The organism is Massilia aurea, from assembly GCF_040790145.1.
Lineage (GTDB): Bacteria > Pseudomonadota > Gammaproteobacteria > Burkholderiales > Burkholderiaceae_D > Telluria > Telluria aurea_C.
This window is the reverse complement of the sequence record NZ_JBFMMP010000001.1, coordinates 131,481-152,311: the sequence shown is the minus strand read 5'-3', so window position 1 is coordinate 152,311 and position 20,831 is coordinate 131,481. Positions and strand designations below refer to the sequence as shown.

17 protein-coding genes are annotated in these 20,831 nt (G+C 66.3%); 11 read left to right on the top strand and 6 right to left on the bottom strand.

Features of this window, described 5'->3' with window-relative positions; genetic code table 11:
- Positions 1-4: 4 nt before the first annotated feature.
- The 3 genes from AB2N08_RS00645 to upp form a co-directional block, all read right to left on the bottom strand.
- Positions 5-208 carry a cold-shock protein gene (locus tag AB2N08_RS00645; RefSeq protein WP_137176112.1) on the bottom strand — a complete coding sequence of 68 codons (204 nt, stop codon included), beginning with the start codon at positions 206-208 and terminating at the stop codon, positions 5-7.
- 320 nt (positions 209-528) lie between these two features.
- A complete protein-coding gene (locus tag AB2N08_RS00640) occupies positions 529-894 on the bottom strand; it encodes an Hpt domain-containing protein (RefSeq protein WP_367608697.1) in 366 nt (121 codons plus the stop codon).
- A 13-nt stretch (positions 895-907) separates the two neighbouring features.
- The gene (upp, locus tag AB2N08_RS00635) at positions 908-1,558 is read right to left on the bottom strand and encodes a uracil phosphoribosyltransferase (protein WP_367608696.1); all 651 of its coding nucleotides are present in this window, start codon (positions 1,556-1,558) and stop codon (positions 908-910) included.
- 559 nt (positions 1,559-2,117) lie between these two features.
- Here upp and AB2N08_RS00630 point away from each other — a divergent pair.
- Both AB2N08_RS00630 and AB2N08_RS00625 read left to right on the top strand, forming a co-directional pair.
- The gene (locus tag AB2N08_RS00630) at positions 2,118-3,809 is read left to right on the top strand and encodes a putative bifunctional diguanylate cyclase/phosphodiesterase (protein ID WP_367609427.1); all 1,692 of its coding nucleotides are present in this window, start codon (positions 2,118-2,120) and stop codon (positions 3,807-3,809) included.
- Positions 3,806-5,299 carry an HDOD domain-containing protein gene (locus AB2N08_RS00625; RefSeq protein WP_367608695.1) on the top strand — a complete coding sequence of 498 codons (1,494 nt, stop codon included), beginning with the start codon at positions 3,806-3,808 and terminating at the stop codon, positions 5,297-5,299. The genes AB2N08_RS00630 and AB2N08_RS00625 overlap by 4 nt, the downstream gene beginning before the upstream one ends.
- Before the next feature lie 472 nt (positions 5,300-5,771).
- Here AB2N08_RS00625 and aroC read toward each other — a convergent pair whose 3' ends face one another.
- Positions 5,772-6,866 carry a chorismate synthase gene (gene aroC / locus AB2N08_RS00620; RefSeq protein WP_367608694.1) on the bottom strand — a complete coding sequence of 365 codons (1,095 nt, stop codon included), beginning with the start codon at positions 6,864-6,866 and terminating at the stop codon, positions 5,772-5,774.
- Between the two features lie 213 nt (positions 6,867-7,079).
- Between aroC and AB2N08_RS00615 the strand changes: the two genes are divergently transcribed.
- A complete protein-coding gene (locus AB2N08_RS00615; RefSeq protein WP_367608693.1) occupies positions 7,080-9,377 on the top strand; it encodes an EAL domain-containing response regulator in 2,298 nt (765 codons plus the stop codon).
- 12 nt (positions 9,378-9,389) lie between these two features.
- Here the strand turns inward: AB2N08_RS00615 and AB2N08_RS00610 are convergent, their stop codons facing one another.
- Positions 9,390-9,842 (bottom strand): CBS domain-containing protein, encoded by a 453-nt coding sequence (locus AB2N08_RS00610; protein ID WP_343028101.1) that lies wholly within the window; start codon positions 9,840-9,842, stop codon positions 9,390-9,392.
- A gap of 201 nt (positions 9,843-10,043) precedes the next feature.
- On the opposite strand from AB2N08_RS00610, the gene AB2N08_RS00605 reads away from it, so the two are divergent.
- The gene (locus tag AB2N08_RS00605) at positions 10,044-10,835 is read left to right on the top strand and encodes an alpha/beta fold hydrolase (protein ID WP_367608692.1); all 792 of its coding nucleotides are present in this window, start codon (positions 10,044-10,046) and stop codon (positions 10,833-10,835) included.
- Here the strand turns inward: AB2N08_RS00605 and AB2N08_RS00600 are convergent.
- Positions 10,828-12,225, bottom strand: a complete 1,398-nt coding sequence (locus AB2N08_RS00600) for a YihY family inner membrane protein (protein ID WP_367608691.1) — start codon at positions 12,223-12,225, stop codon at positions 10,828-10,830. The genes AB2N08_RS00605 and AB2N08_RS00600 overlap by 8 nt on opposite strands.
- Before the next feature lie 83 nt (positions 12,226-12,308).
- On the opposite strand from AB2N08_RS00600, the gene wrbA reads away from it, so the two are divergent.
- The 7 genes from wrbA to AB2N08_RS00565 are packed head-to-tail and all read left to right on the top strand — an operon-like array spanning position 12,309 to position 20,689.
- Positions 12,309-12,920, top strand: a complete 612-nt coding sequence (gene wrbA, locus AB2N08_RS00595) for an NAD(P)H:quinone oxidoreductase (protein ID WP_367608690.1) — start codon at positions 12,309-12,311, stop codon at positions 12,918-12,920.
- On the top strand, positions 12,920-13,318 hold the full coding sequence (locus tag AB2N08_RS00590; protein ID WP_367608689.1) for a DUF2069 domain-containing protein: 399 nt from the start codon (positions 12,920-12,922) through the stop codon (positions 13,316-13,318). The genes wrbA and AB2N08_RS00590 overlap by 1 nt, the downstream gene beginning before the upstream one ends.
- Entirely contained in the window at positions 13,311-14,732 is a 1,422-nt protein-coding gene (locus tag AB2N08_RS00585; RefSeq protein ID WP_367608688.1) for an FAD-binding oxidoreductase, read from the top strand. The genes AB2N08_RS00590 and AB2N08_RS00585 overlap by 8 nt, the downstream gene beginning before the upstream one ends.
- A gap of 13 nt (positions 14,733-14,745) precedes the next feature.
- Positions 14,746-15,207 (top strand): DUF4124 domain-containing protein, encoded by a 462-nt coding sequence (locus AB2N08_RS00580; protein ID WP_367608687.1) that lies wholly within the window; start codon positions 14,746-14,748, stop codon positions 15,205-15,207.
- Positions 15,204-17,759, top strand: coding sequence for an FtsX-like permease family protein (locus AB2N08_RS00575; RefSeq protein ID WP_367608686.1), 2,556 nt, complete (start codon positions 15,204-15,206; stop codon positions 17,757-17,759). Before AB2N08_RS00580 ends, AB2N08_RS00575 begins: the two co-directional genes overlap by 4 nt.
- Positions 17,759-18,835: a lipocalin-like domain-containing protein gene (locus tag AB2N08_RS00570; protein ID WP_367608685.1), complete on the top strand. Its 1,077-nt coding sequence runs from the start codon at positions 17,759-17,761 to the stop codon at positions 18,833-18,835. The genes AB2N08_RS00575 and AB2N08_RS00570 overlap by 1 nt, the downstream gene beginning before the upstream one ends.
- A gap of 18 nt (positions 18,836-18,853) precedes the next feature.
- A complete protein-coding gene (locus AB2N08_RS00565; RefSeq protein ID WP_367608684.1) occupies positions 18,854-20,689 on the top strand; it encodes an ABC transporter transmembrane domain-containing protein in 1,836 nt (611 codons plus the stop codon).
- The last annotated feature ends 142 nt before the right edge of the window (positions 20,690-20,831 follow it).

Sequence of the window (20,831 nt, the reverse complement as noted above, 5' to 3'; positions counted from 1 at the left end):
GCGATTACAGAGGCTGGATGTTCGAGGCTTGCTTGCCCTTAGGGCCGGTGGTCACGTCGAACGAAACGCGCTGGTTTTCCTGCAGCGACTTGAAGCCGTTGCTCTGGATAGCCGAGAAGTGCGCGAACAGATCTTCGCCGCCTTCATCAGGGGTGATGAAGCCGAAGCCCTTCGAGTCATTGAACCATTTAACGATGCCAGTTGCCATTACAATTTCCTATTTCGGTTAAGTTGGGCTTACGCCCGTTTTAGATCGTTTGAAGAAGCAAGAAAGAAATGACAGACAGACTGCACTACTACCTCGAACCCAACGATCCCGCATTATACCGAATATTTCTCGCGCATGCCCTATTCGTGAAATAAAAATACGTAAGTAGCTCAACGATTCCCAGTGTCAATAAATACGACAGCGCGATTTTTTAACTCGGTATGAAGCAAAGAATAGGCGCAAGGACCATTGATTTGTTTGCGTTGAATCAAATTACGCTCTGCTCGACAATTGCGCGTGGCCCTTGCGCGACGGGCTTTTCAGGTCAGTGCCTTGGGGTCGCGCAGCGCGACGGCGATGTATTCGTCGAGCTCCGCGCGCCAGGCTGACCACTCGCTGGCGGCGACGGTCTCGAACGCGCGCAGTACGCGCAAGCGCTGCTCTAGCAGGCGTGCGTGGTGGCCCAGGCCGCGAAAGCCGAACGTGGCGGCCGAGCCGGCCAGCGTGTGCAGCATCGCCTGCAACTCCCCGGCCGGCGGGGCCGGGTCGAACCCGGGCGCGCCGGCCGGGGCCAGGTCGCTCGACAACTGGGCCAGGCGCTCGAACGTGGACGGCAGGCGCGCCGCGAACTTGTCGTTCAGCTCGGCCAGGCGGGCAAAGAACTGCTGGTCGGCAGGCTGCGTCATGGTCATGCCGGCGCTATTTGGTGCCGAAGATACGGTCGCCCGCATCGCCCAGGCCGGGAATGATGTAAGCGTGTTCGTCCAGGTGCGAGTCGAGCGAGGCGACGAACACCTTGACGTTCGGATGCGCATCCTGCACCACCTGCACGCCTTCGGGCGCGGCGACCAGCGCCAGGAACAGGATCTGCTCGTCCGGCACGCCGCGCTTCTTGAGCACGTCGATCGCGTGCACCGCCGAATTACCGGTGGCAACCATCGGGTCGCACAGGATGAAGGTGCGATCGGTGGTGTCCGGCAACCGAACCATGTACTCGACCGGCTCGTGCGTTTCGGGATCGCGGAACACGCCGATGTGGCCGACGCGCGCCGACGGCACCAGCTCGAGCAGGCCATCGCTCATGCCGATGCCGGCACGCAGGATCGGCACCACCGCCAGCTTCTTGCCGGCGATCACCGGCGCATCGATCGTCACCAGCGGCGTGCGGATCTGGCGCGTGGTCAAAGGCAGGTCGCGCGTGATCTCGTAACCCATCAAGAGCGTGATCTCGCGCAGCAGCTCGCGAAACGTGCGCGTCGACGTGTCGTGCTCGCGCATATGCGACAGCTTGTGCAGGATCAGCGGGTGGTTCAGGATGAAAAGGTTCGGGAAGCGCGGATCTTGGTTCATGGCGGGGCTCGGATTCATTCGATGAAACTTGTAAGCCAGCATTATCACAGCCACAAGGTGGTTTGTCCCGGCCTGGCGCGAAATAATTGTGCAAATATGACACCAGTGCGCGCGACACGGCGCACGCTGCCTGCGGCCGGCACACCGCCTTTTTTACCCTCATCGCATTTCGGCGCCTGCTCATCCCTCCGTTCAGCACGCAAATGTGACGCGGCGACACACAAATCGTTGCATTAAGGCACCAAATTGTGTGTTGGACATTTTCTACCCAGCAATAATCAGCGACAATACGGTGGTGCTCGGCACATGGGTCGGCGTCCATGACGCGTCTGCTGTCAAGACAATGATGTGCGCAGACTCAAGAATGGATGCAACCCTGCCGTAAGTTGTGCATTCTGATGCCGTGCGGAATTTTTCAGTGATACAGTCGTCCGTGGTTTGTTCGCCCGGCACGGATTACAAGATGACATCGGCATGACTTCGGCATGCCGCGAAACGAGAGCCCTGACCGACCATGCACATCCCTCCCACCGCCGCGTCACATGCGCCTGCAGCGCCAATGCTGCAGGCGCCGCTGCTCGACGGTCTGCTGGAAAGCGCAGGCGACGCCGTGTTCCGGGTGTCATCTTGCGGGGCGATCCGCGCGGCGGGCACCCGGGCCCAGCGCCTGTACGGGTATGCGCCGGGCTGCTCGCTGGTCTCGCTCGTGCACGATGTCGACCAGGGCGCGCTGCGCCACGCGCTCGACGGCGCCGGCACGGCGCTCGAAGCGGCGCTGGTCGAGGCGCGTTTTCGCATCGGTGAGCGCGACATCTGGTTCGAACTGCGCATTGCGCAGCTCACGACCGGTGACGATGCGCAAATTCTCGTGATCGGGCGCGACATGTCGTCGCAGCATGCTACCGAAGAGCGGCTGCGCCATATGGCAACCCACGATGCACTGACCGAATTGCCGAACCGCCTGCTGCTGGCCGACCGCATCCGCATGGTGATCGCCAATGCGCGCCGCTCCGGCCAGGGTTTTTCGGTGGTCGCGATCGGCCTGGACGGGTTCAAGAAGGTCAATGACGGCCTGGGCCATCCACTCGGAGACGCGGTACTGCAGATGGCCGCCGCGCGCATGCGCCGGATCTTGCGTGACAGCGACACGCTGGCGCGGGTCGGCGGCGACGAGTTCGTCGCTGTGCTGCCCGGCACCTTCAGCGAGGCCCAGATCAAACTCGTCACCGGGCGCTTGATGGCCACGCTGCAATCGCCTTTCGAGACGGGCGGCCACACGATCTATCTGGGCGCCTCGATCGGCGTGACGGTGTATCCGGACCACGCCGAAGACGAAGTACGCCTGGTGACGCTGGCCGACGCCGCGCTTTCGCGCGCGAAAGAAACCGGCAAGGGCCGCACGGTGCTCTACAGGCCGGGCGACCAGGGCCCACCCGAGCACGACATCTCGCTCGAAGCGGCCATGTTCAAGGCCGTGCGCGAAGGCGAATTTTTGCTGTATTACCAGCCGATCGTCGACGCCCGCACCCGCACGATCGAAGGTTTTGAAACCTTGATGCGCTGGAAGCACCCGACGCTCGGCATGGTGCCGCCGGTGCGCTTCATCCCGATCGCCGAAAGCAATGGCCTGATCAACCTGCTGGGCGCCTGGGCGCTGAAAGCCGCTTGCATGCAGATCCGCCAGTTCCAGGAAGTGGCCGGCCGCGAGCTGTACATTTCGGTCAACATCAGCCCGCGCCAGTTCCGCAGCGACCGCTTCCTGTCGGTGCTCGACGACGCGCTGGCGCTGTCCGGCGCCCAGGGCCACCAGCTGGTGCTGGAAATCACCGAAGGCACGCTGATGGTCGACCCGACCCATGCCGAGACGATCATGGCAAAAATGGTCGAGCGCAATGTGCGCATTGCAATCGACGATTTCGGCACCGGCTACTCGTCGCTGGCGTACCTGAAACGCTTCCCGATCTCGGTGCTCAAGATCGACCGCGCCTTCGTGAAGGACCTGCCTGCATCGCAAAAGGACGCCGCGATCTGCAAGGTCGTGCTCGACCTGGCCCGGCACCTGAGCCTGTCGGTGGTGGCCGAAGGCGTCGAAACCGAAGAGCAGCTGACCTGGATGGACGAACAGGGCTGCCATTATGTCCAGGGCTACCTCACCGGCAAGCCGATGCCGGCCAATGTCGCCGTCACGGCCCTCAAGGAAAACCTCTACACCGCGCTACTGCCGGCCGACACCCGGACCGGGAAATCATGACCATACCACTGAACAGCGCGCGCCCGGCGCAAGCGCAAGCCACCCTCGCCCTGCTGTGGGAACGCATCCGCCGCCAGGGCGATATGCCGGGCTTTACCAAGGCGATCAATGCCATCCTGGCGTCGATGCGCGGCGAGGACGAGCGCGATTTCTCGATGACGCAGACCGTGCTGTCCGACCCCGTGCTCACCCAGAAGGTCTTGCGTCTGGCCAACAGCAGCATGTATGCGGCGTTCGGTCGGCACGTCAACACGATTTCCAAGGCGGTGCTGGTGCTTGGTACCGAGAGCATCGGTCACCTGGCGCTGGGCCTGAAACTCATCGAAGAGCTCGGGCGCAGCACGCCGGACACCGAGATCGCCCACATCGAAATGGAAAAAGCCGTGCTGGCCGGGATGGTGGCGCAGCAACTGGCCCAGGGGGCGCACTGGCGCAATCCCGAAGAGGCCGTTGTCTGCTCGATCCTGCACTCGCTGGGCCGGATGATGATCACTTTCTACATGCCCGAGCGCTGGACCCTGATCCAGGAAGCAACGGCCGGCGGCGACGACACGGCTGCCGCCCACGACGTGCTCGGGCTGAGCCTCGAAGAACTGGGTCGCGCCACCGCCGCCCACTGGGGCCTGCCCGGCAATCTGGTGGCCGGGATGCGCCGCGTGGAACCGGGCGAACCGGGCGAAGCCTTCGAGCACGACGACTGGCTGGCGGCGCTGGGCACGATGTCCACCCGCGCCGCCGATGCGCTGTGGGCCGACGACGCCGCCGGCGCCGAGAAAGTGGCCGTGCTGGCCGAGCAGTTCGCGCCGATGCTGGGCATCTCGCCGGCCGGCATCCTGGCGTCGATCGACAAGGCCAAGGTCGAGGCGGCGGCCGATCTGTCCATCGCGCCGTTGTCCAAACCAGCCGAGAAACGGGCGCGCCTGGCCGCCGCGACGCGCAACCGCATCGCCGGCAACAAGATCTTGATGGCCGGCGTGGCCGACATGCGCGACGCGGGCGTGAACGCCACCGCCGGCCAGATGATGTCGCTGGCGCTCGAGACCATGCACAATGGCTTGTCGTTCGCGCGCTCGTTTGCCTTCTTGCGCAACCGGCGCGAAGGCCGCTACTCGGCGCGCCTGGCGCTGGGCGAAAACGCCAAGACCCTGCAGCCGAACCTGACCTTCGACGATACCTACGAGGCCAACGTGTTCCACGCGGCGCTGGGCAGCGACCGGGTGATCTTCATCGAGAATGCGCACGACGCCAAGTTCGCCGCCAAATTGCCGGGCTGGTGGAAAGGCACGCTGTCGGAGGCGCGCTGCTTCATCGTGATTCCGCTGTGCGCGCACGGCCAGCCGGCCGGCTTCATCTATGGCGACTGGGACGACACCTACCCGCAAGTGATCCTGAGCCAGACCGAGTTTTCACTGCTGAACGACCTGCGCGCACTGGTCGTGCGCACGGTCGAGCGGCGGCATCAGATGGAAGCGATCGTCACGCGGGTGTGAGTGGGCCCATGGCGCGACGCCCTAAGGCAGCGTTGGCTAACCTACGTCGTTCCCGCGCAGGCGCACTGCTGTCCGGAATATTCATACGCAAAAGTATGCACGTCATTCCCGGCCTCGTCGGCCACCTTGGCGGGAATCCAAGTGCAGTTACAGAATGCTCATTCTCTTGCGTGGCCAGAACGTTCATCGAAGGGCGATTTTTAGGCCGCTAGCCGGCGACACTTAGGTTCCCGCCAAGGCGCCCGGCGAGGGCGGGAACGACGTGGTTCTCCCTATGAGGCGGCCTCATTCAAGCACTCAGAATTATCCCGGACAGCAGTGCGCGCAGGCGGGAACCCAAGTTTGTCAGCGCAGCCACAAAGGTGTGCGTTGTCGGCTGCGCCAGGGACTTGGGTTCCAGCCTTCGCTGGAACGACGTTTTCACGTCGCTGATCTACACAACGCACGCCGCAGCGCGACGTCAAACCCGCAATTATTTCAGCTTGGGCGTGGCGACCTGCACATCGCCGCATTGCGCGCGCTGCATCAGCGCATGATCGATCAGCACCAGCGCCAGCATCGCCTCGGCGATCGGCGTGGCGCGAATGCCCACGCACGGATCGTGGCGGCCAAAGGTTTCCACCAGCGCCGGCATGCCTTCCTTGTCGATCGAGCGGCGCGGCACGCGGATCGATGACGTCGGCTTGATCGCCAGGGACACCGTGATGTCCTGCCCCGTCGAAATACCGCCCAGCACCCCGCCGGCATGGTTGCCGATGAAACCTTCTTGCGTCAATTCGTCGCCATGCTCGGAGCCGCGCTGGGCTACCGACGCGAACCCGGCGCCGATTTCCACGCCCTTGACCGCATTGATGCCCATCATCGCGTAGGCGATGTCGGCATCCAGCTTGTCGTAGATCGGCTGGCCCCAGCCGACCGGCACGCCACGCGCGGTGACGTCGATGCGCGCGCCGATCGAATCGCCGTCGCGGCGCAACTGGTCCATCGCGTCTTCCATCCGCTGCAGCAGCGCGGCGTCGCCCGTGGCGGCGAAGAACGGATTGGCATGCACGTGTTCCCAGCCTTCGAATGGCACATCAATGTCGCCCAGCGCGCGCATGCAGCCCATGAACTCGGTACCGTATTTTTCACGCAGCCACTTCTTGGCGACGGCGCCGGCGCCGACCACCGGCGCGGTCAGCCGGGCCGACGAGCGCCCGCCTCCGCGCGGATCGCGCACGCCGTACTTGTGCCAGTAGGTATAGTCGGCGTGGCCGGGGCGGAAGCTCTCGGCAATATTGCCGTAATCCTTGCTGCGCTGGTCTTCGTTGCGAATCAGGAGCGCAATCGGGGTGCCGGTGGTAACGCCCTGGTAGACACCGGACAGGATCTCGACCCGGTCGGGTTCCTGGCGCTGGGTGACATGGCGCGAGGTGCCGGGCTTGCGCCGGTCGAGCTCGATCTGGATATCGGCCTCGCCGAGCAGCATACCGGGCGGGCAGCCATCGATGACGCAACCGATCGCGGGACCGTGCGACTCGCCGAAGGTGGTGACGGAGAACAGCTTGCCAAATGTATTGCCGGACATGGGAGAGTGTGTGTGCGGTTTGATCGGAATGGCATTTTAACAGGCCATCCAAGCGGCAGAAATGGACAATCTGAAATCACCGCTCGCTTAAATGTTGCCAGCAGGATATATTCTCATTTCAGCAACTTGTGATTGTCTTTCCTGATTACAAATGCAGATATACTCGCCGTGTACATGCCAAGATCATGCCAAGACTCCCTGGAGATGTAGCACATGCCAGCTTCCACGCCGCCATCCGGACCGCCGCAGGATGACCACATGATGGACGACCTCGTCTTCGCCCCGGAAGTCGCCACGGTGGCCGCCAGCGCGCGTCCGCCATGGCGAATCCTGATCGTCGACGACGATGCCGACGTGCATTCGACCACCACCTTTGCGCTTGGCAACGTCAACATGCAGGGCCGCCCGCTGGCCTTCCTGCACGCTTATTCGGCGGCCGAAGCGTTCGCGCTCCTGCGGCGCGAAAGCGATGTCGCTGTCATCCTGCTGGACGTGGTGATGGAGCGGGCTGACGCCGGCCTGCAGCTGGTGCGCCGCATTCGCGACGAACTGGGCCTGCACGACGTGCGCATCATCCTGCGCACCGGCCAGCCCGGCTATGCGCCAGAAATGGAAGCGATTCGCGGCTACGACATCAACGATTACCGCACCAAGTCGGAACTCACCCGCACCAGGCTCTACACCGCCGTGGCCGCCGCCATCCGCTCCTACGAGCAGATCTGCGCGCTCGAGGCGAACCGGATCGGCATGGAGCGCATCGTCGCCGCCTGCGCGCAATTGATGGCATTGCATGGCGTGCGCGACGTGGCGTACGGCATCCTGGCCCAGGCTGGCGGGCTGGTCGGGCAAGCGGCCGATGGCGTCCTGTGCACCCGCGAAACTGGCAGTCACGTCGGCACCAGCGGCGGCGCCGACGGATACGGGCGGTTGTGCGTGGTCGCCGCGTGCGGCGCCAGCCGCGACCTGGACGGCTGCCAGCTCGACGGCCAGTACGACGATCGGCACGTCACCCGGCTCGCGCTGGCCGCCGAGAAGACGCTCGCGCAGCGCGCGTGCTCGGCCGACGACGGGATGCTTGCCTTGTACTTCCCCGGCAAGGCAGGCCGCGATTTCGCGGCCTGCATCCCGCTCGGGCGCACGATCAGCGACGTCGAACACCGCCTGCTGAAGGTCTTTTGCGGCATGGTCGCCGTGTGCCTGGACAATTGCGAACTGGTCACCGACCTCAACAAATCAGCTTTCCACGATCCCCTTACCGGCCTGCCCAACCGCACCCGAATGGTCGAACTGATCGACGCCAGGCTGGTCAAGGCCGCCGACAATGGCGCCGTGCTGGCCCTGGTCGACCTGGATCACTTCGCCGAAACCAATGACGCCCTCGGGCACCGCTTCGGCGACCTGCTGCTGGCCGCGGTCGGCCAGCGCCTGTGCACGCGCCTGGCCCCAGGCCTGGACATCGGGCGCATCGGCAGCGATATCTTCTGCGTGCTCGGCGACGCCGAACTCGTCCAGCCAGCGCAGTTGCAAACGCTGTTTCGCGACTCGTTCCACATCGACGGCCAGGACGTGCAGGTCTCGTCCACGCTGGGCCTGGTGCGGCTGCTCGAGCACGACGGCAGCGGCGCCGATGCGCTCAAGGATGCCGACATCGCGCTCAAGCGCGCCAAGCTGCAGCAGCGCACCGGCCACTTTTATTTTTCGCGCAGCATGGGCGTCGAGATCCGCGAACGCGTGCGCATGATGCACGCGCTGCGCAGCGGCTTTCGGCGCGGCGAACTGTTCTTGCATTATCAGCCGCAGATCGATCTGGCCACCAACCGCGCGTTCGGCGCCGAGGCGCTGCTGCGCTGGCAGCACGGCGACGGCCACCTGGTCCCGCCCGATCGCTTCATCCCGATTGCCGAATACTCGGGCCTGATCGTCGAGATCGGCGAATGGGTGCTGCGCCAGGCCTGCGCCGAATTGATGCGCCTGCGCGCGGCCGGCCACGTGGCATTCACGATGTCGGTCAATGTCTCGCAGGTGCAGTTACGCCATCCCCATTTTCTCGACATGCTGCGCCGCGCGCTGGACGACACCGGCGCGCCGCCCGCATTCATCGAACTGGAAATCACCGAATCGATGGCAATGGAAGAGCCGGCCGTGCTGGTGGAAACGCTGGAACACGTCAAGCGCACTGGCGTATCGATCGCGATCGACGATTTCGGCACCGGCTTTTCGTCGCTGTCGCACCTGCAGCGGCTGCAGGTCGACCGCCTGAAGATCGACCGCACGTTCGTCACCGAGATCACCGGCTCGGCGCGCGGCAGCAGCATCGCCCAGATGGTGGTGCAACTGGGCCGCAACCTCGGCTTGTCGGTCATCGCGGAAGGTGTCGAAGACGAGCGGCAGGCGCAGATCCTGCGCCAGCTCGGCTGTCCGCTGGCGCAGGGGTTCCTGTATGCGCGACCATTGTCGCCGAAGGCCTTGCTGGCCTGGCTGGCCGATGAAACGGTCACGCGCGCGGCCTGACCGCAGCGGCGCTCAGTCCGGGGCGTTCTGCTCGGCCGGCCAGTCGCGGATGTACGCCTTGAGCATGCGGTTTTCAAAGCTTTGCGCTTCCAGCACCGCGCGCGCCACGTCGTAGAACGAAATCACGCCCAGCAGCGTGCGGGCATCCATCACCGGCAGGTAGCGCGCGTGCTTCTCGAGCATGATGCGGCGCACCTCGTTGACCTCGGTGTCTGGCGTGACCGTGATCGGGCTGTCGTCCATGTGACGACGCACCGTGCCGGCGCCCACCGCACCGCCATTGGCGTGCAGCGCCTTGAGCACCTCGCGGAACGTCAGCATGCCGACCAGGTCGCCGTATTCCATCACGACGAGCGAGCCGATATCGTTCTCGGACATCGTGGTCACGGCCTCGACCAGCGGCTGGTCTGGTGTCACGGTGTACAGGATATTGCCCTTCACTTGCAGGATTTCCGAAACTTTCATGCTGGCCACCCCCGCGCGATCAATACTGCTGTTGGATAAATTTGTATAAGGCATAACGCCGACTGTAGCCTATGCCCGGTAAAAAATCCACCCTTGCGCTGCATCATGGTGCGGGCACGGCTGCAGAATGGTGCAGTGCAGATTGCGCAACCTTCTGGCACTGCTAGGATGAGCCTGTTACCAACATACAAGCTCCCTGCCATGCAACTCGAGATCGATGGCCGCACCATCCATTGCCACACCGGCGACACCCCGTTCGATCCGGCACTACCCACGGTCGTGCTGGTCCACGGCGCCCTGAACGACCACTCGGTGTGGCGGCAGCAAAGCCGGGCGCTGGCCGCGCGCGGGTACGCCGTGCTGGCGCCCGACCTGCCCGGCCATGGACGCAGCAGCGGGCCCGCCCTGCGCTCGGTCGAGGCGCTGGCCGATTGGCTGCTCGCCTTGCTCGATGCCGCCGACGTGCCGCGTGCGCTGCTGGCCGGCCACAGCATGGGTTCGCTGGTCGTGCTGGAAGCGGCGCACCGGGCGCCGCCGCGCGCCGCGGGCCTGGCCCTGCTGGGCGCGACATTGCCGATGAATGTCGCCGAGGCCCTGCTCACCACGGCCCTCCTGGATGTGCGCGCAGCCATCGACATGGTGGTGGCGTGGTCCCATGCGCCGTCGTCGCCCGACCCGTCGGTTGCCGACGCGGCGCGCTCGCTGATGCGGCGCCTGGCCGATGGCAGCGAGGAGCCCTTGCTGCATATCGATCTCGCGGCCTGCAACGCCTACACGAATGGCGCGGCCGCGGCCGGTTCGGTCACGTGTCCGGTCGTGCTGGTTCAGGGAACCATGGACAAAATGACGCCGCCACGCAAGGCCGGCTTGCTGACCGACGCCATCCCGCAAGCAACCATCGTCACGGTCGAGGCCGGCCACGCGATGCTGCAGGAAGCGCCCGAGGCGGTGCTCGATGCGCTGCTGGCGCAGGCCATGGTACTGGCTAGCTGACGCGCTTTGCGATCTCGGCCACCACCGCCTGCTCCGGGTCGCCGAAATGCGCGCTCAAGGTCTGGTCCAGGCCGGCCTCGACCGCCTCTTCGACCTGGCGCGCCAGCACGCCGGTGTCGAGCGACAGCGCGGTGCTCGGGCTGGCGTCCTCTTCGCGCTGCACGGCGTCAAGCACGGCGTAGTCAAACACGAACAGGCGGTACACATCGGCCAGGCGCAAGGCATCCGGATCGGCCAGCAGCACCCAGTGCTCCTGGCTGGCGCGCTTGCGGTGGCGCCAGCCGATCGTCGCCGGCGCCTCATCGTACACGCGGCCGACCCAGCCCTCGGCCACCATCCGCCGCAGCAGACGCTCCAGTTCGTCGTAACCGATGCGCGTGTGGCGGCGGATCGTGCTGCTCGACACCAGCGCAGTGCCGCTGAGTCGGGCATTGCCGTGCAATACCTTCAGGATCGACATCGCATCGACAAAGGCGCCGCCCGGCGCGGCCTGGTACCACCAGCGCTCGTACTTCACCACCGGCAGCGCGGCGGTCAGCACCGCGCCCACCAGCGTGATCATCCAGGTGACATAGATCCAGACCAGGAACAGCGGCAATGCCGCCAGCGCGCCATAGATGATCGCGTAGGTCGGGAACTGGGCAATGAACAGACCGAACACGCGCTTGGCGATCTCGAACGCAATGGCGGCGGCCAGCGCACCCCAGAACGCGTCGCGCCAGGCGACATTGCGGTTGGGTACCGAGACATACAGCAGCGTGTAGCCGCCGGTCGTCACGGCGATCGAGGCCAGCGTAAACGCCAGCGTGGCCAGTGCGCTTGCATCGCGTTCCAGGCCGCCGGTGACGTCGACCAGTTGCGAGGTGAAGCTCAGCGACATTGCAAACAGCACCGGTCCGAGCGAGAGCAAGGCCCAGTACACGAGCAGGCGCTGGGCCCACGGGCGCGGTTGGCGCACGCCCCAGATCTGGTTGAAGACGCGCTCGATCAGGCTCATGGTCGCCGACGTCGTGACCAGCAGCGCCACCCCACCCAGTGCCGACAGGCCGCGCGCCTTGCTGGCGAACTGGGTCAGGTTGCCGCTGATCGTGCTGGCAATGGCTTGCGGCATCAGGTTCTGCACGAACCAGGCGTCGATCATCGTGCGCACCTGGCCGAAGGCCGGGAACATGGTGAAAATGGCCAGCACAATGGTGAGCAGCGGCACCAGCGCCAGCGTGCTGGTAAACGTCAGGCTGCCGGCCACCTGCGGCAGGCGTTCTTCGCGCAGGCGGCGCAGTGCGAAGCGCACGAGATCCTTCGCCTCGGCCCGCGTCAGGCTACGCTCGGCGCCCCCATCTGCGGACTCGCCAACACGGTACGACGGGTGGTTCAATGGCTGGTTCGGCATGGCGATGGGGGTACCCGATTCGGGCCACGGGCAGGCATCAACCCGGGCATGTCAATTCAACAAAGCGCACTATAATACCAAGGATGAAGACGATCCCTTTGAGCATCCTGGTTTTGTACTATTCCCGCCACGGCGCCACGCGAAAGCTGGCTGAACTGATCGCCCAGGGGGTCGACAGCGTCCCCGGGGCCGAGGCGCGCCTGCGCACCGTGCCCGCGGTCTCGTCGGTGGCCGAGGCCACGGCGCCGTCGATTCCCGACGACGGCGCGCCGTATGTCGAAGCGATCGACCTGGCCGAGTGCGCCGGCCTGGCGCTTGGTTCGCCCACGCGCTTTGGCAATATGGCCTCGAGCATGAAGTACTTCCTCGACGGCACCGCCGCCCAGTGGGTCAACGGCACGCTGGCCGGCAAGCCGGCCGTCGTGTTCACGTCCACCGGCAGCCTGCATGGCGGCCAGGAAGCGACCCTGCTGTCGATGATGATTCCCTTGCTGCACCACGGCATGCTCGTGATGGGCCTGCCGTACACGCATCCCGAACTGATGAACACCGCCAGCGGCGGCAGCCCGTACGGCGCCACCCACTGGGCCGGTGTCGATGGCAAGCGCGCCATCACCGAGGACGAGCGTACCCTCTCGATCGCGCTCGGTCGCCGCCTGGCATTGGCGGCCCTTAAACTGCACGAAGGTCAATAATGGGCAAAGGCAGAGTATTTCATATCGGTGCGGTGCTCAGCCTGGTGTGGCTGGTCGGCTGGCTGGTGGCGTGGGAAGCGTTCGTCGCACCGCTGCAGCCGGGCAGCTGGCTGCTGGCCCTCAAAGCGCTGCCGTTGTTGCTGCCGCTGCGCGGCGTGATCAAGCGCGACCTGTACACGCTGCAATGGTCGTCGATGCTGATCCTGCTGTACTTTGCCGAAGGCGCCGTGCGGGCCTGGGCCGACACCAATCCGCTGTCGCGCCAGATGGCCATCGGCGAAGTGGTGCTGGTGGTGGTGTTCTATGTCTGCGCCCTGCTCTACCTGCGGCCGTTCAAGAAGGACGCGCAGCGCATGGCCAAGGAATTGCTGGACAAGGTCAAAGTGCCGCATGGGTGACACGTCGGCCCAGGCCTTCCTGCAGCATCTGCGTGCCATCGTCGGCACCGACCACGTCGTCACGCATGAGGCCGACATGGCCACCTACCTGGCCGACTGGCGCGGCCGCTACAACGGGCGCGCGCGCGCCGTCGTGCTGCCGCTCGACACGGCGCAGGTCGCCGCGGTCGTGCGCCTGTGCGCCGGCGCCGGTGTCCCGATCGTGCCGCAAGGCGGTCGCACGGGCCTGGTGATGGGCAGCGTGCCCGATACGTCGGGCGAGGCCATCGTGCTGTCGCTGCGCCGCCTGAACCGCATCCGCACGCTCGACCCGGCCAACCGCACCATGACGGTCGATGCCGGTTGCATCCTGGCCGACATCCAGGCCGCCGCCGAAAGGGCCGGCATGCTGTTTCCGCTCTCGCTGGCCGCCGAAGGCTCCTGCACCATCGGCGGCAACCTGTCGACCAATGCCGGCGGCACTGCCGTGCTGCGCTACGGGAACACGCGCGCGCTGTGCCTGGGCCTCGAAGTCGTCACCGCCCAGGGCGACATCTGGGATGGCTTGCGTGCCCTGCGCAAGGACAACACGGGCTATGCGCTGCGCGAGCTGTTCATCGGCGCCGAGGGTACCCTGGGCGTGATCACGGCCGCGGTCCTGACACTCTACCCGGCCCCGCGCGGCATGCTCACGGCCCTTGTCGCACTGGACTCGCCGCGCCGGGTACTCGAGCTGCTCAATCTGCTGCAGGCGCGCTGCGGCGCTGCGCTCACCGGTTTCGAGTTGATGTCGGCTGTGTGCCTGGACCTGGTCGCCAGCGAATTTCCTGCGCTGCCGCAGCCGTTCGCCGAACGCCATCCCCAGTATGCGCTGGTGGAATTGTCGAGCAACGAATCCGAACCGCATGCCCAAGCCCTGCTCGAGTCAGGCATCGGCGCCGCATTGGAACACGGCGTCGCCCGCGACGCCGTCGTGGCAACGTCCAGCCAGCAAGCCCTGGGCCTGTGGCGCCTGCGCGAACATATTCCGCTGGCGCAGGCGGCGGCCGGCAAGAACATCAAGCACGACATCTCGCTGCCGATCTCGACGATTCCAGACTTCATCGCCCACACCGACGCTGCGCTGGAACGGGCCTTCCCCGGCTGCGTGCTGGTGACCTTCGGCCACCTGGGCGACGGCAACCTGCACTACAACGTCGCCCCGCCCGCCGGCGTGGCGCACGCCGCATTCCTGCTGCACCAGGACGCCGTCAACCGCATCGTGCATGACGCGGTGGTGGCGTTCGCCGGCTCGATCTCGGCCGAACATGGCATCGGCGCCATGAAACGCGCCGAACTGGCGCGCACCAAGTCGCCAGTCGAACTTGACATGATGCGTGCCATCAAAGCCGCGCTCGACCCGCTCGGCATCATGAATCCCGGGAAAATTCTTTGAACAGGAACGCAGCATGCGCGCACTCGTTTTGTTGGTGGTGTTTTGTCTCACGGCGCCCGCCCACGCCGACAACCTCTATAAATGCACGGACGGCGGCCGCGTCACCTATGGCGATCGGCCCTGCAGCGGCAAGAGCGCGGCCTTCGCCGTGCGCCCGCCGCCGCCGCCCGACCCGGCGCTCGAGGCGCGCCTTGCCAGCGCGCGCAACTATGTCGCGAGCCTTGCATCGAAGCGCGCGGCGCAAGACACCCACGACGCACAGCTGGCGCAGCAAGCCGCGCGCCGTCAGCATGATGCCGCCAGCGAAAAACGCACGTATTGCAGTAATCTGCGCCTGCGCCACATGGACGCAGCCGAGAGGGATCAACGGACCATCGGCAACGCTCGGCTCGACCAGAAACCATGGCGGGAAAGCCAGGCCAAGGCCAATCTGCGCGAGCGCGCCAGGTTAGTTGCTGAGCAATGTCCGGCGTGAAGCGGCGATTCGACGCACGTCTGACGCGCTGGCTGCTGCTGGGCGAGTGGCGCGCGCATCCGATCCGCGCGCTGGTGGCCATCGCCGCCATCGCCGTCGGCGTGTCGATGGGGTTCGCCATCCACCTGATCAACGCAGCCGCCTTCAATGAATTCTCGGCCGCCGTCAAGAGCCTGTCGGGCCAGGCCGATATCCAGGTTCAGGGCCGCGAGCTGCTGTTCGACGAAGCCGTGTATCCGCGCCTGGCCAATCACCCGGACGTCGCCGTGGCCGCACCGGTCCTCGAAGTACAGGCCGGCGTGCCCGGCCAGGACAGCCCCTTGCGCATCATCGGCATCGACGCCTTCCGCGCCGGCTTCATCGCGCCCGACCTCACCGGTGTGCCGGCCCAGGGCCGCATGACCGATGTGCTGGCCGACGACGCGCTGTTTCTTTCGCCCGCCGCCGAGGCGTGGCTGGGCAAGCGCCGCGGCGACACCCTGAACCTGCGCGCGGGCACCGGCGTCCTCGATCTGCGCGTGGCCGGCCCCGTGCAGCGTGCGCGCAGCGGGCAGCGCCTGGCGGTGATGGACATCGGCGCGCTGCAATGGCGCTTCGATCGCGTCGGCAAGCTGTCGCGCGTGGATCTCAAACTGCGCAGCGGCGTCGACCGCGCCGCGTTCCAGCGCGCGCTGGCGACCGATCTCGAGCGCACCTGGCCGGGCCGGTATGCGGTCGGCCAGCCGAACGACGCCGACCAGGAAAGCCGCACGGCGAACATGAGCCGCGCTTACCGTGTCAATCTCACGGTGCTGGCGCTGGTGGCGCTATTCACCGGCGCCTTCCTCGTGTTCTCGACCCAGGCGCTGTCGGTCATGCGCCGGCGCAGCCAGTTCGCGCTGCTGCGCGTGCTCGGTTTCGAGCGCGGCCAGCTGCTGCGCCAGGTGCTGCTCGAAGGCGCAAGCCTGGGCGCGGCCGGCAGCCTGCTGGGCATCGGCGCCGGCTATGCGCTGGCCGCCACTGCCCTGCATTATTTTGGCGGCGACCTCGGCGCCGGTTACTTCCCCGGCATCCGTCCGCAGGTGGCGTTTACGCCCGGCGCCGCGCTCGTGTTCTTCGCACTGGGCTTGGGGGTGGCATTGCTCGGCTGCCTCGCACCGGCGTGGGAAGCGGCGCGCGCACGGCCGGCGGTGGCCATCAAATCGGGCGCCGACGAAGCGCCGCTGTCGCGCCTGGCGCGCGTCTGGCCGTCGCTCGTGTGCCTCGTGCTGGCCACGCTGTTTGCGTTCGCGCCGCCCGTGTTCGAGCTGCCGCTGTTCGGCTACCTGGCCATTGCTCTGCTGCTGATCGGCGGCATCGGCCTGATGCCGCGCTTTGCCGCCGTCACCTTCCGCGCGCTCGAATCCCTGCTGGCGCGGCAGCGCCGGCCCATGCCGGTGCTGGCGCTGTCGCTCGGACGCCTGGCCAATGCGCCGGGCCAGGCATCGATTGCGCTGGGCGGCATCCTGGCCAGTTTCAGCCTGATGGTGGCGATGGGGATCATGGTTTCGAGTTTTCGCGTGTCGGTCGACGACTGGATGGGGCACATCCTGCCGGCCGACCTGTATGTGCGCACGCTGGACGCCGGCGGCACCGGCTACCTGAGTCCACAGCAGCAGGCTGCGTTGACCGCGCTGCCGGGCGTGGAGCAAATCCAATTCCTGCGCACGCGGCGCGTGTCGCTCGCGCCCGAGCGTCCGCCGGTGGTCGTCATCGCGCGCGACATCGACGTGCGCGATCCGGCGCGCCTCTTGTATCTGGTCGGCGCCAGCGTGCCGGTGCCAAGCGGTGCGCGGCCGGCCTGGGTCTCCGAGGCGCTGCTCGACCTGTACGGCGCGCGCGTTGGCCAGACCTTGCGCCTGCCGCTGGGCGGCGCCGAGACCCCGTTCTTCGTCGCCGGCGCCTGGCGCGATTACGCGAACCAGGGCGGCTCGGTCGTCATCCAGTTGGCGGATTACCGCCGGCTCACGGGCGAAAGTTCCGTCACCGACGCCGCGCTGTGGACGGCTGACGGCGTCGATGCCGCCGCGCTGGAGACGCAGTTGCGCGCGCTGCCGTTTGGCGCGGCGCTCACCTTCATGCGCCCGGGCGACATCCGCGCCGCGAGCCTGAAGATTTTCGACCGCAGTTTCGCGGTCACGTACCTGCTCGAAGCGATTGCCATCGCCATCGGCCTATCGGGCATCGCGGCCAGTTTTTCGGCCCAGACTTTGGCACGGGCGCGAGAATTCGGTATGCTGCGCCACGTCGGCGTCACGCGGCGCCAGGTCTTGCAGCTGCTCGCCTTTGAAGGCGGCCTGCTCACCGGCCTGGGCGTCATCGCCGGTTTCGTGCTCGGGCTGGTGATCAGCCTGATCCTGGTCTTCGTGATCAACCCGCAGTCGTTTCACTGGACCATGGGCCTGCACCTGCCCTGGCCATTGCTTGGCAGCGTGGCCGCGGTGCTGGTCGCCGCGTCCGTCGCTACCGCGCTCGTGTCGGGCCGCCAGGCGTTGTCGGGCGGCCCGGTGCGCGCTGTCAGAGAGGATTGGTAATGCGTCTTATCTTGTTTCTGCTGGTATGGTTGCTGGCACTGCCGTTGTCGGCCCTGGCCCAGCCGCCCGTGTTCGCCCCGGTCACGCCCGGCGCCGCGCTGTCGTTCCCGCGCGACTACGGCGCCCATCCCGAATTTCGCACCGAGTGGTGGTATGTCACCGGCTGGGTCGAGACGCCCGACAAGCGCCCGCTCGGCTTCCAGGTCACGTTCTTTCGCAGCCGCACCGGCGTCGATAACGCCAATCCGAGCCACTTCGCTCCGCGCCAGCTGGTGATCGGCCATGCGGCGCTGTCCGATCCATCGGTGGGCCGCCTCGTGCACGACCAGCGCAGCGCGCGCGAAGGCTTCAGCCTGGCCTGGGCCCGCCCCGGCAACACCGACCTGAAACTCGACGACTGGCGCATGGTGCGCGACAAGGACGGCAACTACCGTGTCACGATCCGCTCGAACCAGCTCACGCTGGAATTGCGCATGCGCCCGACCCAGCCCGTGCTGGTGCAGGGCCAGGGCGGCTATTCGCGCAAGGGCCCCAGTTCGCAGCACGCCAGCTACTACTACAGCGAGCCGCAACTGGCCGTCACGGGCAGCGTGGGCCGCGCCGGCATGGCCGCCACCGCCGTCACCGGCAGCGCCTGGCTCGATCACGAATGGTCGAGCGAAGCATTGCAACCCGACGCCGTGGGCTGGAACTGGGTCGGCGCCAATCTGGACGACGGCGGCGCGCTGATGGCTTTCCAGGTCCGCGACAGCCAAGGTGGTAAACTATGGGCGCACGCCACGCGGCGCGACAAGGCGGGCAAGGTGACGCACTACGCGCCGGAGCAGATCACGTTCACGCCAAAAACGCTGTGGACATCGCCGCGCACGCAGGCCACCTATCCGATCGCCACCACGGTCACCACCGGCGACCAGGTGTGGCAGATCGCCCCGCTGCAGAACGACCAGGAACTCGATTCGCGCCGCTCGACCGGCGCCGTGTACTGGGAAGGCGCGGTAACGATCCAGCAAAATGGCCGCCGCGTCGGCCGCGGCTACCTGGAAATGAGCGGCTATGTGCAGCCGATGAAATTATAAGAATCCCACGAAGACACGATGACCACCCGCTCTACCAGCTCCACCGCTTCCGCCTCCGCCGACGCCGATGTCTCCCGCAAGAGCAGCCTGTCCACCCTGAAGGGGTTGACGCCCTTCATGGCGCCGTATCGCCGCCAGTTCATCCTGGCCGGCATCGCGCTGCTGTTCGCGGCCGGCGCCACGCTGGCCATTCCGGCCGCCTTCAAGCAGATGATCGACCTGGGCTTCGGCGCCTCGGCCACCGCGCGCGGCATCGAGAACGTCAACGCCACCTTCCTGGCGCTGTTCGGCGTGGCCGCCGTGCTGGCGGTGGCCACCGCCGCGCGCTTCTACATGGTGTCGTGGCTGGGCGAACGCGTCACCGCCGATATCCGCAGCGCCGTATACCGCCACGTGGTGCGCCAGAGTCCCGAGTTTTTCGAGACCACGCGCACCGGCGAAGTGTTGTCGCGCCTGACCACCGACACCACGCTGATCCAGGCGATCGTCGGCACCAGCATCTCGCTTGCGCTGCGCAACACGCTGCTGTTCGTCGGCGGCCTGGTCATGCTGTTCATCACGAGCCCGCGCCTGACGTCCATCATCCTGGGCCTGCTGGTGCTGGTCGTGCTGCCGATCGTGCTGTTCGGACGCCGCGTGCGCAAGCTCTCGCGCGATTCGCAAGACCGCATCGCCGATGCGTCGGCCGTTGCCGGCGAAATCCTCAACGCAATGCCCACCGTGCAGGCGTTTACCCGCGAAGGCTATGAGGCCGGGCGTTTCGGCACCGAGGTCGAAAGCGCGTTTGCCACCGCCATGCGCCGCATCCGCGCGCGCGCCACCCTGACGCTGCTGGCCATCGTATTGATCTTCGGGGCGATCGTGTTCGTGCTGTGGCTGGGCGCGCACGCTGTCATTGCCGGCACCATGACCGGCGGCGAACTCGGTCAGTTCATCCTGTACGCCGGCATCGTGGCCGGCTCGGTCGGTGCGCTGTCCGAAGTGATGGGCGACGCCCAGCGCGCCGCCGGCGCCACCGAACGCCTGCTTGAACTGTTGGCGGCGCGCTCGGAAATCCAGGACCCGCTGCATCCGGCCGTCCTGCCGGCCCGCACCGCCAACGGCGCGCGCGTGACGCTCGATGACGTCACCTTCGCCTATCCATCGCGCCTGCACGAAGCGGCCCTGTCGCACCTGGCACTCGACATCCAGCCCGGCGAGACGGTCGCCGTGGTCGGCCCGTCCGGCGCCGGCAAGACCACGCTGTTCCAGATGCTGCTGCGCTTCTACGATCCGCAGTCGGGCAGTATTCGCCTCGACGGCGTCGACGTGCGCGACCTGTCGCTGCAGGCGCTGCGCGGCGCGGTCGGCATCGTGCCGCAGGATACCGTGGTGTTCTCGCTCGACGCGATGGAAAACATCCGCTACGGCCGCCCCGACGCCACCGACGACGAAGTGATCGCGGCCGCGCGCATGGCGGCGGCGCATGAATTCATCGAGCGCCTGCCGGAAGGCTACCGTTCGTTCCTTGGCGAGCGCGGCGTACGCCTGTCGGGCGGCCAGCGCCAGCGCATCGCCATTGCGCGCGCGCTGCTCAAGAACCCGCCGCTGCTGCTGCTCGACGAAGCCACCAGCGCCCTCGACGCCGAATCCGAGCGCCTCGTGCAGCGCGCACTCGAAGCGGCGATGGTGGGCCGTACCACGATCATCATCGCCCACCGCCTGGCCACCGTGCAGCGTGCCGACCGCATCGTCGTGCTTGACGGCGGCAAGATCGTCGAGATGGGGACGCACCACGAACTGGTTGCCCTGCGCGGCGTGTATGCCAACCTGGCGGCGCTGCAGTTCCAGACCCACGCGCCGGTAGCGGCCTGACGGAAGGCCGCCTGGCGGTCGGCGCGGCCAGCGCCGATCCAATACGTTAATTTGCGACACATTCCGTTGCGGTGTTGCATCGCAACACTTAATCGACTGCCAGAACTCACTATTTATTGCCGCAAGAAAAGCTTGGCAGGTA

Bases quoted from the DNA above. Each gene is read 5' to 3' on its own strand.
- AB2N08_RS00590 (WP_367608689.1), top strand. From the start codon at position 12,920: ATGGGCAAAGGCAGAGTATTTCATATCGGTGCGGTGCTCAGCCTGGTG.
- wrbA (WP_367608690.1), top strand. From the start codon at position 12,309: ATGAAGACGATCCCTTTGAGCATCCTGGTTTTGTACTATTCCCGCCAC.
- AB2N08_RS00610 (WP_343028101.1), bottom strand. From the start codon at position 9,842: ATGAAAGTTTCGGAAATCCTGCAAGTGAAGGGCAATATCCTGTACACC.
- AB2N08_RS00605 (WP_367608692.1), top strand. From the start codon at position 10,044: ATGCAACTCGAGATCGATGGCCGCACCATCCATTGCCACACCGGCGAC.
- AB2N08_RS00585 (WP_367608688.1), top strand. From the start codon at position 13,311: ATGGGTGACACGTCGGCCCAGGCCTTCCTGCAGCATCTGCGTGCCATC.
- AB2N08_RS00645 (WP_137176112.1), bottom strand. From the start codon at position 208: ATGGCAACTGGCATCGTTAAATGGTTCAATGACTCGAAGGGCTTCGGC.
- AB2N08_RS00630 (WP_367609427.1), top strand. From the start codon at position 2,118: ATGCTGCAGGCGCCGCTGCTCGACGGTCTGCTGGAAAGCGCAGGCGAC.
- AB2N08_RS00570 (WP_367608685.1), top strand. From the start codon at position 17,759: ATGCGTCTTATCTTGTTTCTGCTGGTATGGTTGCTGGCACTGCCGTTG.
- AB2N08_RS00565 (WP_367608684.1), top strand. From the start codon at position 18,854: ATGACCACCCGCTCTACCAGCTCCACCGCTTCCGCCTCCGCCGACGCC.
- AB2N08_RS00600 (WP_367608691.1), bottom strand. From the start codon at position 12,225: ATGCCGAACCAGCCATTGAACCACCCGTCGTACCGTGTTGGCGAGTCC.
- aroC (WP_367608694.1), bottom strand. From the start codon at position 6,866: ATGTCCGGCAATACATTTGGCAAGCTGTTCTCCGTCACCACCTTCGGC.
- AB2N08_RS00625 (WP_367608695.1), top strand. From the start codon at position 3,806: ATGACCATACCACTGAACAGCGCGCGCCCGGCGCAAGCGCAAGCCACC.
- AB2N08_RS00580 (WP_367608687.1), top strand. From the start codon at position 14,746: ATGCGCGCACTCGTTTTGTTGGTGGTGTTTTGTCTCACGGCGCCCGCC.
- upp (WP_367608696.1), bottom strand. From the start codon at position 1,558: ATGAACCAAGATCCGCGCTTCCCGAACCTTTTCATCCTGAACCACCCG.
- AB2N08_RS00640 (WP_367608697.1), bottom strand. From the start codon at position 894: ATGACGCAGCCTGCCGACCAGCAGTTCTTTGCCCGCCTGGCCGAGCTG.
- AB2N08_RS00615 (WP_367608693.1), top strand. From the start codon at position 7,080: ATGCCAGCTTCCACGCCGCCATCCGGACCGCCGCAGGATGACCACATG.